The organism is Rhodococcus sp. SG20037 (assembly GCF_031763325.1).
Classification (GTDB): domain Bacteria; phylum Actinomycetota; class Actinomycetes; order Mycobacteriales; family Mycobacteriaceae; genus Rhodococcus_F; species Rhodococcus_F qingshengii.
On record NZ_CP134497.1, the window covers coordinates 5,302,467 to 5,317,100 of the forward strand.

Below are 14,634 nucleotides of genomic sequence, written 5' to 3' on the forward strand. Positions count from 1 at the left end.
TGTTGACTCTTACCGCCCGCCTGAGCCCGAGGATCCGTAGACGGTTCGGCCAATTCAGTACTGTTCTCGGGGCACCGCGTGGAAGATGGTGGACAGAAATTCGTTGCGGCAATAAGGAGCACGGTGAGCAGTTCGGAGTCAGAGTGGATCGACGAGGTCACCGAACCCGCCCCTGCTGAATCTCACGTTGCCGAACCTCACACTGCTGATCCGGTCGACGTCGATGCTCATCTGCTCAGCCGGATTCAAGCCGACATCGAGGAGTCCCTCCTCGGCGGACCGCGCTGCTTCACGCAATCGCAGATCGCGGAATTCGCCGGTGTGACACGCGAGCGTGCCGATCGTTTGTGGGTCGCGATGGGCTTTGCCGTCGACGAGGATCCCGACGCCGTCATGTTCACCCAGCAAGACGCCAACGCCCTCAAGACGATCATCGACATGGTCAATCGAGGAGTCATCTCGCAGAGCAGTGAGGTGGCTGCCGCCCGTTCACTGGGGCAGTCGATGTCGAGGTTGGCTGAGTGGCAGGTCTCGCTGATCAGCACACACATCATCGACCAGCTCGCCGACTCGGCAGATCACGAGCCCGAAGCGATCCGGAAGATCGTTCTGCGCCTCGGCGCCGAGATCATTCCCGCTGTCGAATCTCTGCAGACGTACGTGTGGAAGCGCCACGTCGCGTCGTCGACGGGCCGCAACGTCGGAAACCCGGGCGAAGAAGTAGCGAGTCGTGTTCTGGTCGTGGGTTTCGCCGACATCGTCGGGTACACCTCGCTGACCCGCGGCCTCGACTCCGCCGAACTCAACGATCTGCTCGAGCGGTTCGAGTCCGCGTCCACCGAAATCATCGGTCGCAACTACGGCTGGGTGGTCAAGACCGTCGGTGACGAGGTCATGTTTGCCGCTGAAAGTCCCCACCACGCCGCCGAGATCGCTTTGCAGATCCAGCAGGCGGTCCTCGCCGATCACGACGATCCGCAGCTTCGGGTGGGTCTGGCCATGGGGCCGACGTTGGTTCGCTTCGGAGATCTCTACGGTTCGGTGGTCAACAAGGCCGCGCGTCTCACCAGCTCTGCTCGTCCCGGCACCGTGCTGATCGACTCCGAGTTGGCCACCCAACTCGGCTCGGACGCCAATTTCAAACTGCGGCACCTTCGTCCGCGACGAGTACGCGGAATCGACAGGCTCGAACAGTACGTCCTTCGACGCAACCTGGAGCCGTGAGCGTCAGCTCGACACTCCGCGTGCAGCCAGAAAGTCGTCCACGATCTGCTCACACGCAGCCTCCCCGAGAGGCGTCAGCGTGGCCAGCTTGGTGAGCACCAAAGGTCCGACCAACTGAGCAAGTGCGACGTCGTAGTCGTACTCCCCCAACGCGTCGATCGCGCCCGGCGAGCGCAGGATCCGATCGAACGCGTGTCGGTACTGCTCGAAAACCGTCTGGCGCAGCGATCGCAATTCGGGCTTGTCCGTGGACAGGGCATCGACGCTCGAATAACCCTTCAGTTCCGGCCCCAAGCCGAGCCAGCACATCGCCGTCACCTGGATCGGTGCGCTTTCGATGGCCTTGGCCTGACTGGTCAACAACTCGAGCAACTGCGCGCGGAGATCGCCTTCACCGGACATCTCCGGCACCGGCGGCAGTAGACGTGCAAATGCCGCGGCGAGTAACTCCGTGCCGCTGTCGAAATGGCGATACAGCGTCGCACGCGCGACGTTGGCCAACTTGGTGACGGCATCGATCGTCACGGCGTCGACGCCGCCTTCTGCCAGCAGCGTGGTCGCTGCGTCGAGCAACCTGGACCTGGAACGCTGTTTGCGCGGGTCCTCGTCGTTTCCCTGCTGTTCGATTCCCTGCTTGTCGATTCCCACCGTCACAACTTCAGTTATACCCACTTGGGGGTTGTGGAACTGCTGTTCTTGTAACGATACTGATGGTCTTGTTTCTATCGGGAGGTTTCGTGAGTAGCGATACGACGCTCGAACAGTCCACGTGGACCATCCGACAGATCTGGATGCTGACGGTCGCGTGCTGCGCCGTCGCGCTGGTCGTCGCAGCGATGGCCGCGCTCAACACGGCCCTTCCCGACTTGGCCCGCGATACCGGTGCAACACAGAGCCAGCTCACGTGGATCGTGGACGGGTATACGCTCACGCTGGCTTGTCTCTTGTTGCCGGCGGGCGCACTCGGCGATCGATACGGTCGACGAGAACTGCTCATGTTCGGACTACTCGTTTTTGCTGCCGGCTCGTCGATTCCGGTCTTCGCGGACGAACCGTCGTGGATCATCGTCTCCCGCGTGATCTCCGGCGTCGGCGCCGCGTTTGTCATGCCAGCGACGCTGTCTCTACTCACTGCAGGTTTCCCGCCGGCGCAGCGTGCCCGCGCCGTCGGAGTCTGGTCCGGCGTCGCAGGGTCCGGTGCAATCGCCGGACTCGTCGTCTCCGGGCTACTCCTCGAAAAATGGTCCTGGCATTCGATTTTCGTCAGCCTGGCCGTCGTCTCAGTTCTCATCCTCGTGGTGTCGTTCACGATCGTGACGTCGAAGGACACGGAGGCAACTCCACTCGATCTACCTGGTACAGCGCTGATCGCCGGCTCGATTGGCCTGTTCGTCCTCGGGATGATCGAGGCGCCCGCCCGTGGCTGGCTCGATCCGGTGGTTCTCGCATTGCTGATCGGCGGAATCGCCATGACAGCAATCTTCAGCTGGGTCGAATTACGCACTCGCCACCCACTTCTGGACGTCAGACTGTTTGCCAATCGTGCATTCGGCAGCGGCGCGGCGTCGCTGACCCTGCAATTTCTGGCGACCTTCGGCCTGTTCTTTCTGATCGTGCAGTATCTGCAACTGGTGCTCGACTACTCCCCTCTGCAATCTGCGCTAGCCCTCATGCCGATCGCCGTGCCGGTAATGGCCCTGTCCGTGGTTGCGCCCCTGCTGATTCCGCGTATCGGTCTACGCGCCCTCACCGCAACCGGAGTCGCCTTCCTCGGAACCGGAATTGCACTCCTGACGCGCTTGGATGCCAGTTCGACCTATGCCGAAGTCTGTGTTCCCTTGGTAGTGGCCGCTATTGGATTGGGTTTGTCGACAACCCCCGCCACTGCTGCCATCGTCTCCAACGCACCGGACTCCAAACAGGGGGTTGCCTCAGCAGTCAACGACGCAACCCGTGAGATCGGCTCCGCCATCGGCGTTGCACTGGCGGGAAGTATCCTCGCCGCCGGCTACGGAAATCACGTCCAGCCCGCGGTCGACTTGCTACCCGTACCGGCCAAGGAGCCGGTATCCGGTTCTCTGGCCGCAGCTCTCCACGTCGCCGAAGCAGCCGGGCCGCAGGGTGCCCAGTTGGCCGAATTCGCCCGTGAAGCCTTCATCAAAGGCATGGATCAAGGAGCACTCATGCTCGCCGCGATCATGTGGGTATCCGCGATCGTTCTGGGATTCTGGGCTCCGGGTCGTCAGCGAGACTGATCGTCGTGTCTATACGCGGGAGCTTTTGTCGTCTGCTTCGACTGCAGAGTCTGCAGTAGGGGCATCGACCGGAGCGGCACCACAACCGAGAGAACCATGACGCTGGTCGACCGGGTGGCTATCCCCGACCGATTCAGTTCGAGCAGCGTCGCTTGCAAATCCTCGTGCGACGCAGCGGCAATCCGGCACAGCACGTCGCCGGAGCCGGTGGTGGCAAAGGCTTCGAGCACACCGGGGATTGCCTCGAGTTCCGCGGTGACGGTGTCGAGCGCCCCCTGGGCGATCTGCAAAGTCACGAATGCTTGTACTCCGAAACCCGCTGCAGCCAAATTGACGTGCGGCGCGTATCCGGCGATGACGCCCGCATCTTCCATCCTTTTCAATCTCGCCTGCACTGTCGCCCGCGCAACCTTGACCTGACGCGAAAGCTCCAACGCACCGGCTCTCGGGTGCTTGTTCATCGCGTCCAACAGAGCCAGATCCACTGCGTCGAGATTCACGTCTGCTCCACTCGTCGTTCAACTATGCAAATTGCCTACAAAACAGTGCCACCATCTTCGCATTCCGGCGCTGTGTCTACTTTCAACTACCTCCGTTGACTACCCAACCTCTGAAGGACTTATCTGTTTGTACTGGCAGTGCCGAACATAACTCGAGCACCGCGCTGTGTACATCGCACTCAGAGGGGACTCACCATGACCGTCGAACAGACTCTCACCGACGACGAACAGTTGGCCGGCCTGGATCTGGAGCAATTACGCCAGCTGGTCGGACTGGTCGAGTACGACAGCGATCACGATCCCTTCCCGGTGAGTGGTTGGGACGGCCTCGAATGGATCGTCGGAAACGCCACGCAGACTTCACATTTCTTCCAGTCCGCATTCGGCATGGAATTGGTGGCCTATTCAGGCCCGTCGACGGGAAACCGCGACCACCACGCGTTTGTACTCAAGAGCGGTGCCGTGCGCTTTGTCGTCAAAGGTGCTGTGGATCCGACAAGCGAGTTGATCGCGCATCACAGCCGTCATGGCGACGGTATCCGCGACATCGCGCTCAGCGTCCCCGACGTGGACAAGTGCATCGCACACGCCATCACCCAAGGCGCGACAGTGTTGAGCGAACCGCACGACGTCACCGACGAGCACGGCACCGTTCGCCTGGCCAGCATCGCGACGTACGGCGAGACTCGGCACACCCTCGTCGACCGTTCCCGCTACACCGGCCCTTACCTTCCCGGATACGTCGAACGGACGTCGTCGTACCGCAAGCGTGACGGCGCGCCCAAGCGAATCTTCCAGGCCCTCGACCACGTCGTCGGCAATGTCGAACTCGGCAAGATGGACCAGTGGGTCGACTTCTACAACCGGGTCATGGGATTCACCAACATGGCCGAGTTCGTGGGCGGCGACATAGCCACCGACTACTCCGCGCTGATGAGCAAGGTCGTCTCGAGCGGCAATCACCGAGTCAAGTTCCCACTCAACGAACCTGCCATCGCGAAGAAGCGGTCACAGATCGACGAGTACCTCGAGTTCTATCAAGGTCCCGGCGCTCAGCATCTCGCGCTTGCGACCAACGACATCCTCGGAGCAGTCGATGCTCTGGTCGACGAAGGAATCGAGTTTCTCTCTACTCCGGCTTCGTATTACGAGGATCCCGAATTGCGCGCGCGTATCGGAGAGGTTCGAGTTCCGATCGAGGAATTGCAGAAGCGAGGCATCCTCGTCGACCGCGACGAGGACGGCTATCTTCTTCAGATCTTCACCAAGCCGATCGGAGATCGTCCCACCGTGTTCTTCGAAATCATCGAACGCCACGGCTCACTGGGATTCGGACTGGGAAACTTCAAAGCCCTGTTCGAAGCGATCGAGCGTGAGCAGGCCGCGCGGGGCAACTTCTGAGGTAGGTCAGCTGTTTTCGGTCCACGCCCAGACCACCGCGGGTCGCCCGGTGGCACTGACCCGGACTCGTTCGTCCGTACGTTCCAACCCTGGCAACGCTTTGAGCGTCCGGTTCAAATTGCCCGGGTCCGGACGCACACCGGAAAGCTCCTCCGCCACGGCCAGCGCGTACGACGCCGGAAACGACGGACCCAGTAGTGCCCGCGTGAATGCCTGATCTCGCCACAACAGGGTGTCAGCAAGGATCGGGCGGGTATCGGCGACTATCCGATTGTGGTCGAACGCAAGGTCCCCCGGGTTGTCCCAGCTCACCCATTCGGCCGAACCCGGCACCTCGTCCGACGAGATCACTGCCCACATGGTCACCGAGAGCGTCGGACCGCGGGGGTCGCGATTGGGTTCGTCGAACACGGTCAATTGACCGCTGACGAGGATCTTCTCGTCGGGAATTCCGAGCTTGGTGGTCACGGCTCGCCTGGCGGCGTCCTGCAACCGCTCACCGGCGCCGAGCAGTACACCGGGCAGCGCCAACTGCCCGGTGTACGGCTCCGCTTGCCGCGGAGTGACGGCAAATCGCAACATCCCGGGTTCCGGATTGCCGAACCGGAGCGCGATGACATCGATCGAGACAAGTGACTGGTCCACACCGTCCATCATGCAGGCACTGGGCATCGCATCTGACGATCGACCCGGTCGGCACCGTTCGCGGTCAGCACTACCGGCGCACCCATTTCCTCGCTCAGATACCGGGCGAAATCCTCCGGGTCGGCCGGAAGTTCCTTCGGCACGACCCCTACGGCTTTCAGGGAATCTGTCAGCGCCTGCTGGTGATCGAGATCCTTCCACTCTCCGACGGGAACGAACGGCAATCCTTCGTACGCGTGCACCCCGTGGATCGGGATGCCTGCAGCCCGCGCGCGATCCATCGCATCGAGATGAGTAAGCGCCAAACCGTCGACGCCACCGCTCACCTCGATTGCGTAGTGCAACAACAACTCGTCGAAGTGGCCCGTCCGGAATCCGCCTTGATACTCACCCGTCCCGTTGTGCAGCTCGGGCAACACCTTCGCCAACTCCGGATCCTCCGTCGGGAAGGGCCCAGCTCCGTGTCGTGTCATGTAGGTGCGGGTGACGCCGAGTACGTAACTGTCCCGGCCCAACTCGTCGATCATTGCTCGCGCGTTGGACGGCTCGACCGTCGACCACGTGGTGTGTGGGTGAAACCCCCGCCACTCGTCGAGAAGGACACCTTGTGCCCCCTCGAATACCAGACGACCACCGGCACCCAACGCGCCCAGCGCATCCGGGTCGGCGATGTCCACGACGGCACCGAATTCCGCGTACATGTCGACCATGTCGTCGATCGGCGGAAAACCGTGGCGACTCTCCGCGATCAACGGTCCGTAGAATGTGACCAACGCCGACAACTTACGACGCAAGGAGTCAGGTCGCCGGCAGTCTCCCACCGTAGGCGCATTCGCAACTTCGAGCGCGTACGCCGCGGTCTCACCGATCCCCTTGCCACACGAGCCGTGTCGGTTACCGCCGCGAGCATCCTCACGGGCCCTGTTGGCGGCCACGTGAATCGGCGTCGTCAACAATGCGCGCGCGTCGATCCGTATCAAATCGAACGGATTTCGAACTCCGAGCGCTTCCAGAGCACGCGCCTCCCGGGCGAGCGCGATGGGCTCGACCAACACGAATCTCGAGAGAAACGTCGGGACGCCGGACAGCGTTCCCGAACCGAACTGCGAAAACGTGTGGTGGCGCTCGCCGACCGTCACGTTGTGCGCTGCCTGTGCCCCACCGTTGAAGCGGACCACTGCGGCCACACCCAAATCGGCTTGGTCGGAGCAAAGCCAATCGACGGTTGCTCCCTTCCCCGCATCTCCGAACCCGAGGTCTACGACGACGATATCGCGGTCTTCGAACGGCTCCATCATGCTCTCCTTCTATGCGAAATCGACATCGTCCGTATCGGTTCCGAGATCGTGGGGCAACCCGGCCACCGTCGCGGTGCTGCGCCCTGGAATTAGAGCGAGAGCCTTGCCGACGGTCTCGGCTTCAGCTCTTGAACCGATGTCGCGGAGATCCGCCAGTCCGTCACGCAGGTCGATGCGGTCCTCGCCGATTCCGACCGTCAGCGCGATCAGTTCGCACACCGCAGCGGGGTCGTCGAGTTTGACGAAGCGTTCACCGAGCAACTTCTTCCAGTGATCCGCGATTTCCGGATCGTTGAAGTACGACGACTGATCTGGCAGAACGAAGTAGACATTCCATCTTTCTTCGAGTTCACGGTAGATCGACGAGACCGATACGTCCTGACGTACCTTGTCCCCGATCACCGAACGGATGTGACGAGCCGAGAGCCGCGGCTTGTTCAGCTCGTCGCCGATGATGAAGAGGTAGCCTTTCCTTCCGCGCTTCTCCCAGGCATCCGTACTGGTGTGGCGCGCCATGAAATATGCTGCCAATTCATAGCTTTCCGACTTCTGTCCGCCACCGTTGCCCTCGAGGAAGATCGTCCGAAGCTGCTCGTCCATCGCGTTACCCGACTCGAACTGACCGACTTGTAGTGGCACCTGATCGGAATCGGCGTCGCCGATACCACCGAACAGAATCTGCGGATCATCCGCGTATCCCTTGCGTTGCAGCAGCCCGTGCAGCTTTCCGAGCTTGTCCTGCATGATTCGCGGAACAGCGCCCATCGAGCCGGTGACATCGAAAAGCACTGCTATCGGGAGAGAATCGGGGTGCCCGGCCGAGTCTCGGCATTCACGCTTGTCGACGCCGAAGGGGTCGAGGGTCGGGTCCGCTTTCCAACTGCTTCGCGGACGCGACCGAAGCGAATCGGTGTAACCGAAATCGTCGACACCGCGTGCGGCACGAAAAGTCTTGCCCGCCAAATAGGTGTTGTCGTCCCAGTATCCGTAGCCCATGACAATCACTGTCCTTTCGTGGATGGAACGGCGAACGGACGAAATGTCCGCTGGCCATAGAGAAGATCGAGGAGTTCGTCGAACTCACCCAGTAGGTCGACCGCGTCGGGACGCAATCTCGGGTTGTCCTGCATGCAGCCGTCGGCAAACACCTTCATCCGTTCGTGGGTCTGCTCGCCCAGCATTCGGAGCATCAAATGATGAGCCATGTAGACGTCCCAGCCCGGAGACGCTCCTTCGCCGAGTTCCGGTGGGTACGAATCACGATCGGAACCGATCGTCGCCACCGGGCGGCTGCCCGTACGGGTGCCAAAGGACCAGCCGACCAGCACCACCCCGTGCCGATCAGGCTCGATCAGCACGTTCTCCGCGGTAATCGCGGTGTGCACCCAACCAGTCGCATGTGCTGCTGCCAGAGCCCGAAGTAGCCGTCGGTGCATCCACGCCCAGTCCCGTGGATCGAGGCCACCCGGATACGCCTCACGGACGTCGGCGAGACTCACAAAACCTTCGGTCAGATCGTCCAGCACATCGATCTGACGTCTCGTGCCGCTGCCCACATGGGTGATTCGATCGATCAATCGCGGGAAGTACGAGACTGCCCAACCGGCTTCGCACGAATTCTCGATGTCCGTCAGCACATTCCGTTCGGCCTCGATCATCGAGTTCGCCCGAGGGTTTCGCGGAATCTTGAGTACGACACCGGCATCGGACCGGTACAGATTAGCGACCGAGCCGCGCTCTACCAGTCCACCCAACATGTACTCGCCCCGCTCGCCGACATAAACGGGTCGAGAATCTGCCGGCTCGAACTCCACTGTCCAACTGCGGTAAAGCTCGTTCAATCGAGATGTTGCGGCCGAGTATCGCACCCGATCTTCGGGCTTCGCCCGGTCCGGATGAATGGCTGAGGCGAGCCGATGAAAACGACGCTTTGCAGCGCGGCGGGAGTCGAGATCACTGGGGACTCCCCCGAACACATCAGCCGAAACCTTTGCCGTCTCGACCGTTTCGAGTGCAGTGTGCGTCGTTTTCATGGTTTTAGTCTAAGCGACTAAAACGAAAACGGCAAGAATGCGTATTTCATCCGAGTACATGCGCATCACATCAGGACACAGCAATCACCTGTCGGCACCGAGGGCTGAAACAGCTTTGCGTAGCTCGATCACTGCCGGACTGCTGTCGCCCTCACGGGTACACAGATCGATCGAACACTGCTCGATATCGGAAATGCGCACGAAACTGATATCCGAGCGGGTGTAGTACTCGGCAATGGTTGCTGCCGTTATCACCACCGCCCGACCGTTGGCGACAACCTCGAGCGCTTCGTCCATCGTGCGGACAGAGGGACCGTACCGGACGGGTACACCACTGGGGCGCGGGTCCACCGACCACCATTTCACCCATTCGGGTGGCGCACCGTCACTCGAAACCTGCACAGTCCCATCTATTTCAGAAATCTCGATGCTCGTACGGCCCGCCAGTCGGTGTCCTCGAGGCAGGGCCACCACCTGCGGTTCGACGCCGATCCGTTCGAGCACCACACCGTCGAGCACCGGCAGTGGAGGGCGCACGAAGGCGGCATCGACGGTCGCGCTCGCCACCGCGGAAACCTGTTGGGACCAGTCCAATTGGACCAGCTCCACCTCCGCATGCAACGAATCGATCACCGCACGTCCCAAACTTCCGGCCGCCCCGTTGATGAATCCGATCCGCAACCGCCTGGCCCGCCGACGCTCGAGTGCGTCGAGCCCGTTCATCGCGCGGACGGCGAACTCGAGAGCGGGCCGTGCATCCGCGACGAACACCTCACCCGCGGCGGTGAGCACCACCGGGTGCGAACTGCGATCGATCAACTCGACTCCCACCTGCTCCTCGAGTCGACGAATCTGCTGACTGAGAGCAGGCGCCGTGACGAACAACCGGTCTGCCGCTCGTCCGAAGTGCCCTTCCGCCACGACGACGAGCAACGAGGACACCAACCGCAGATTCAGATCTTCACCTCTTCTCGCCTTTTTCATTACCGTCCATTCGGTTGTCTTAGGCCGCCGTTCGCCAGCAAAGTGATGACCATCACGGTATCTGAACAGCGGAGTTAAGCAAACCGGCAATTGTCGAACGAAGTTCTACATGTACAGCGAATGCCACGTCAGGTCACAGTTGTCGCAGATCCGGACAGCCCGCCGAATCCGCGAAACCAGGAGATGTGATGAGCAAGTACGAGCACGAATTCGTCCACATGATGGATGGCGTCGAAAAGCAATTGGAAACCATCGACAATCCGCGGCACCAGAAGATCCTCCGAAACTACCGGCGCCACGCATTGCTCGAGGTCTCCGGTCGTTACAAGGAAATCCTCTCGCCCGACATGACCGTCGAAGAACCCGTCTACCGGTTGTTCGAAGACGGGCAGTCGATTGTCCTCGACGGCATGGACGCCGTCACCAACTTCTACCAGTCACTCGCCGAGACGGACACCCTTGTCATGTGGACCGGACAGTCCGACTTCGCGGTCTCCGACAGCGGATTCTCGGGTGAGACTCTCTTCAGTCAATTCGTCCCAGGATCGATTCTGGGAGACGGGGTGTTCGGCGCGGTGCACGAATCGGGTGGATCCACCCCCGCAGCCCCCGAACAGTCGTCGGACATCGACCCCGACGGTTGGTATCTCGTGCGTCGGACCTTGGCATTTGTCTGGCCGTACGACGAGCAGGGGCGACTCATCGGTGAGCATGTCTACGAAGATTCTGCTTCGAAAGTCGTGACCAAGGTGGACCCGAGCGAGGTCATCACTGCGGCGCGCGCAGCCGAACTGCTTGCCCCACTGCTCGAAACGCACCTGCCGTGAGCGCGCCCGTAGCCATTGTCACCGGCGCAGCTGCCGGGTTGGGCGCCGCTATTGCCGAGCGCCTTGCGGAGGACTTCGGCACCCTGCTTCTCCTCGACATCGAAGAGGCCGCACTCGCCGACACCGCAGCACGCCTGGAAAGCCTTGGCGTAGCAGTCCACACGGCACGATGCGATGTTCGACGTGAAGGTGACGTCAAGAACGCCTTCGACGTGGCTGCATCGGCCGGAAGCCCGACTGCACTCGTCAACGGCGCCGGAATCGGCGTCTTCACTCCGTTCCTCGAGATCACCGAAGACCAGTGGGACAACACCTTTGCGGTGAACACCAAGGGCAGCTTCCTGATGTGCCGCGAATTCGTGAGCAGAACCGAGGGTCCGGCAGCGATCGTCAACATCGCGTCGATCGGTGCCCGCTTGGGCGGTGACATGCTCGCGCACTACGGACCGTCGAAGGCCGCCGTGATCGAGATGAGTCACAGCGTCGCCCGAATCGGTGCGACTCGAGGACTTCGCTCGAATACGGTCATGCCCGGCCTGATCCTCACCGACATGTGGCTTCGAACCATCAAGGAACTGCGTCGACGCGATCCCTCGCTCACAGATGTTTCCGATGCTGACGTCTTCGATTCTTTTGTCGCACAGATGGTTCCGATGGGTCGAGCTCAGACGCCCGGAGACATCGCCGAGATGGTCGCCTTCTTGCTCAGTGACAAGGCTCGCAACGTCACCGGCCAGACGATTGCCGTCGACGGCGGCGCCGTGATGACCTGATCGGGTCGATGGCGGTCAGCCCCAGCGCGACTGGCCGCCGTCGAGCGGGATCGTGGCACCCGTGAGGTACCCGGCGTCTTCGCTGACGAGGAAGACGACGGCACGACCGATGTCGGTCTCGGGGTCTCCGACGCGTCCCAGCGGAATACCTGCGACAAATGCCGCTGCCTCTTCGGGATTCTTTTCCATCCACCACTGCAACGCGGGAGTCTTGGCGTGCGGGGCAACATTGAGAACGCGAATGTTGTCCTTGCCCCATTCGCAGGCGGCAGCGCGGGTCAACGAGCGCATGCCTTCTTTGATGGAACCGTAAGCGCCGTAGTTACTGGCATCCCAGCGCACCGCCGCCGAGGTGACCATGTTGATGATGACGCCACCGCCACGACTGTTCATGTGGGGGTACGACGCCTGCATCATGCGCAGGGTGGCGAGCGGCCCCGTCGCGAAGGAACGCTCGAAGTCTTCGTCGAGCACGCTCAAGAGCGGGCCGGGCTTGCAGTCGTTGGCGTTGTTGACCAGGATGTCGATTCCGCCGAACAGTTCGACGGTACGGTCCACGGCGTCGGTGATGTCGTCCTTCTTGCTGACGTCGCAGACCACCGCCTCACCGCGCGCACCGATGTCAGCCAGTAGTCCGCACGTGGTGTGCAACTTGGATTCGGTGCGGCCGGCAACGGCGATCACGGCGCCCTCTTTGGCCAAGGCCAGGGCAATCCCCTGCCCGATTCCCTGACCCGCACCGGTGATGAGTGCGACTTTGCCTTCGAGCTTGCCCATGTGACTACTCCAATGTCCGTCGACGCAGAGGTCCCTTTTGCGGGAGGGACCGGTCGATTCTGGTGACTGCCGCTGTTTGTCGTCTACACTCGACCTACAAAACAACCAAGCACTTGCTTGACCCTAAGGTGTGCGACCACGTCGCGTCAATCACATTGGGCGGCAATTCAGCTCGGCACCGCACCAGGAAGGCTCCACCGTGACACTGCCCAACCCCGTCGATTTCAGCGGACGCTCGGTGATCGTCACCGGCGGCACCAAAGGCATCGGCTACGTCATCGCCGAAACCTTTCTCGCCGCGGGTGCGAACGTGCTGGTCTGTGGCCGTAACGAGCCCGAAAACCTACCCACCGCCGACGGTCGTAGCGCAGCCTTTCGCGCCACGGACGTCCGCGATCCCGCCGACGCCGCAGCCCTCGTCCAGGATGCCGTCGAGCGCTTCGGCCGTCTGGACGTCCTGGTCAACAACGCCGGCGGCTCCCCCGACGCCGACGCTGCGACGGTGTCACCCCGCTTCGTCGAGAAGATCGTGGCCCTGAACCTGTTGGCACCCTTCAACGTTGCCCAGGCCGCAAATGCAGTGATGCAGACTCAGGACGACGGCGGCGCCATCATCAACATCGGCAGTGTCTCGGCGATCGACCCGCAGCCCGGAACCGCGGCGTACAGCGCAGCCAAGGCAGGCCTCCTCGTTCTGACCAAGGCATTGGCCCTCGAATGGGCGCCGAAGGTCCGGATCAACCACATCACCACCGGCCTGATCCGTACCGAGGCTGCCGCCGAGGTCTACGGCGCCGACGGCGGCGCTGCGGTCACCAGGACCATTCCGATGGAGCGCATGGCCGTGCCGGCCGATATCGCCAACTCCTGCCTGTTCCTGGCGAGCCCGCTCTCCTCGTACGTGAACGGCGCCGACATCGCCGTTCACGGCGGCGGTGAGTACCCGGCTCGCTACATGGCGACCCACCAGGATTGAAACAAATACGAAGCAGCCCCTGAGCGGATTCGCTCGGGGGCTGCTTCTTCGTGTGAACAACTGCGGGGCGCGACGAGGGGTCAAGCACCCCGCAGTTGAGTCTGGAGGGACTAGCGAGCGGAGAAGCTCACTCGTGCACCGGAAATCGCTACCTGATCACCCTTGGTGACCTGGAAGGCCAGGTCGTCGGGAGTTCCCCACGCAACGATGGACGGCGCTTCACCCGGATGGATTGCCGCAGCGAATCGACCCTCGAGGCTCACAAGGTCCGCCGGATGCACTCCGGCGACCCGGGCAAGCTCGAGCGTGCTCGCGGCCAACGTGCACAGGCCGTGCATGATCGGACGCGGCTGGTTGATCCGCGCCGCAGCCTCGGGATCGATGTGGATGTGGTGCTTGTCGCCCAGGAGCCGGTACATCGCCGTCTGGTTCTCCGCTGTGGTCAACACACCGGTCAACAAAGGCTCGCCGGTCGGCTCCGCCGGACGTGAGGGTCCACGTTCTCCGCCGAATCCACCGGCACCGGGGGCAAAAAGTGACCAGGTCGCGACGAAGTATTCGCACTCCACCTTCACTTCGAACACGGCCGCTGCGCCCTTGTCCCACACCTCGCCGACCGAAGCCTTCAAGGTCACGTCACCGCTACGCGGAAGCGGAGCAAGCACTTTCAGCTCTTGCGAGCCGTGCAGTGCCGTCGAGGTGTCGAAGGCGCCCGCCGAACCCAGAGCGTCGGGAGCCCACTGCGCCAGCGTCAGAGCAAAGGTCGGCAGTACCCGAAGCTGATCCTCGAAGACGAGGTCCAGCTCGGTCGCCTTGGCGCCCACGGCAAGTGCGTACAGGATCGCGTCGCGCTCGGTGTACGACACGGTGCGGGTCCCGAGATCGGCTCCACGCCAATCGCCGGCGGTCTTCGCAGCTTCCGAAGTTGTCACTGTCTTTTC

The 14,634-nt window shown here is 62.0% G+C and carries 15 protein-coding genes; 6 read left to right on the forward strand and 9 right to left on the reverse strand.

Annotated features, from left to right (window positions below; genetic code table 11):
• Positions 1 to 123 precede the first annotated feature (123 nt).
• Positions 124 to 1,224, forward strand: coding sequence for an adenylate/guanylate cyclase domain-containing protein (locus tag RHP72_RS24345; RefSeq protein WP_007732623.1), 1,101 nt, complete (start codon positions 124 to 126; stop codon positions 1,222 to 1,224).
• 3 nt (positions 1,225 to 1,227) lie between these two features.
• Here the strand turns inward: RHP72_RS24345 and RHP72_RS24350 are convergent, their stop codons facing one another.
• Positions 1,228 to 1,878, reverse strand: coding sequence for a TetR/AcrR family transcriptional regulator (locus tag RHP72_RS24350; RefSeq protein WP_042448361.1), 651 nt, complete (start codon positions 1,876 to 1,878; stop codon positions 1,228 to 1,230).
• 56 nt (positions 1,879 to 1,934) lie between these two features.
• Between RHP72_RS24350 and RHP72_RS24355 the strand changes: the two genes are divergently transcribed.
• The gene (locus RHP72_RS24355; RefSeq protein ID WP_311093928.1) at positions 1,935 to 3,479 is read left to right on the forward strand and encodes an MFS transporter; all 1,545 of its coding nucleotides are present in this window, start codon (positions 1,935 to 1,937) and stop codon (positions 3,477 to 3,479) included.
• Here the strand turns inward: RHP72_RS24355 and RHP72_RS24360 are convergent.
• A complete protein-coding gene (locus RHP72_RS24360; protein ID WP_054831433.1) occupies positions 3,467 to 3,979 on the reverse strand; it encodes an Lrp/AsnC family transcriptional regulator in 513 nt (170 codons plus the stop codon). The genes RHP72_RS24355 and RHP72_RS24360 overlap by 13 nt on opposite strands.
• Before the next feature lie 195 nt (positions 3,980 to 4,174).
• Between RHP72_RS24360 and hppD the strand changes: the two genes are divergently transcribed.
• Complete coding sequence (gene hppD, locus RHP72_RS24365; RefSeq protein ID WP_064074306.1) at positions 4,175 to 5,380, forward strand: 4-hydroxyphenylpyruvate dioxygenase; 1,206 nt, start codon at positions 4,175 to 4,177, stop codon at positions 5,378 to 5,380.
• Positions 5,381 to 5,386: 6 nt separating this feature from the next.
• On the opposite strand, the gene RHP72_RS24370 is transcribed toward hppD, so the two are convergent.
• From RHP72_RS24370 to RHP72_RS24390, 5 genes are all read right to left on the reverse strand, one after another.
• Positions 5,387 to 6,037, reverse strand: coding sequence for an NUDIX domain-containing protein (locus RHP72_RS24370; RefSeq protein WP_020909123.1), 651 nt, complete (start codon positions 6,035 to 6,037; stop codon positions 5,387 to 5,389).
• Positions 6,034 to 7,323 (reverse strand): adenylosuccinate synthetase, encoded by a 1,290-nt coding sequence (locus RHP72_RS24375; protein WP_397517597.1) that lies wholly within the window; start codon positions 7,321 to 7,323, stop codon positions 6,034 to 6,036. Before RHP72_RS24375 ends, RHP72_RS24370 begins: the two co-directional genes overlap by 4 nt.
• A gap of 9 nt (positions 7,324 to 7,332) precedes the next feature.
• Positions 7,333 to 8,319, reverse strand: a complete 987-nt coding sequence (locus RHP72_RS24380) for a hypothetical protein (protein ID WP_030537005.1) — start codon at positions 8,317 to 8,319, stop codon at positions 7,333 to 7,335.
• 5 nt (positions 8,320 to 8,324) lie between these two features.
• Entirely contained in the window at positions 8,325 to 9,356 is a 1,032-nt protein-coding gene (locus tag RHP72_RS24385; protein WP_311093929.1) for a hypothetical protein, read from the reverse strand.
• A gap of 84 nt (positions 9,357 to 9,440) precedes the next feature.
• A complete protein-coding gene (locus RHP72_RS24390; RefSeq protein WP_311093930.1) occupies positions 9,441 to 10,340 on the reverse strand; it encodes a LysR family transcriptional regulator in 900 nt (299 codons plus the stop codon).
• Between the two features lie 188 nt (positions 10,341 to 10,528).
• Between RHP72_RS24390 and RHP72_RS24395 the strand changes: the two genes are divergently transcribed.
• Both RHP72_RS24395 and RHP72_RS24400 read left to right on the forward strand, forming a co-directional pair.
• Positions 10,529 to 11,167, forward strand: a complete 639-nt coding sequence (locus RHP72_RS24395) for a hypothetical protein (RefSeq protein ID WP_007732640.1) — start codon at positions 10,529 to 10,531, stop codon at positions 11,165 to 11,167.
• On the forward strand, positions 11,164 to 11,940 hold the full coding sequence (locus tag RHP72_RS24400; RefSeq protein WP_007732641.1) for an SDR family NAD(P)-dependent oxidoreductase: 777 nt from the start codon (positions 11,164 to 11,166) through the stop codon (positions 11,938 to 11,940). The genes RHP72_RS24395 and RHP72_RS24400 overlap by 4 nt, the downstream gene beginning before the upstream one ends.
• 15 nt (positions 11,941 to 11,955) lie before the next feature.
• Here RHP72_RS24400 and RHP72_RS24405 read toward each other — a convergent pair whose 3' ends face one another.
• Positions 11,956 to 12,717: an SDR family NAD(P)-dependent oxidoreductase gene (locus RHP72_RS24405; protein WP_081558427.1), complete on the reverse strand. Its 762-nt coding sequence runs from the start codon at positions 12,715 to 12,717 to the stop codon at positions 11,956 to 11,958.
• Positions 12,718 to 12,916: 199 nt separating this feature from the next.
• On the opposite strand from RHP72_RS24405, the gene RHP72_RS24410 reads away from it, so the two are divergent.
• Positions 12,917 to 13,693, forward strand: a complete 777-nt coding sequence (locus tag RHP72_RS24410; RefSeq protein ID WP_003940546.1) for an SDR family oxidoreductase — start codon at positions 12,917 to 12,919, stop codon at positions 13,691 to 13,693.
• A 110-nt stretch (positions 13,694 to 13,803) separates the two neighbouring features.
• Here RHP72_RS24410 and RHP72_RS24415 read toward each other — a convergent pair whose 3' ends face one another.
• Positions 13,804 to 14,625 carry a MaoC/PaaZ C-terminal domain-containing protein gene (locus tag RHP72_RS24415; protein ID WP_058226567.1) on the reverse strand — a complete coding sequence of 274 codons (822 nt, stop codon included), beginning with the start codon at positions 14,623 to 14,625 and terminating at the stop codon, positions 13,804 to 13,806.
• Positions 14,626 to 14,634 lie beyond the last annotated feature (9 nt).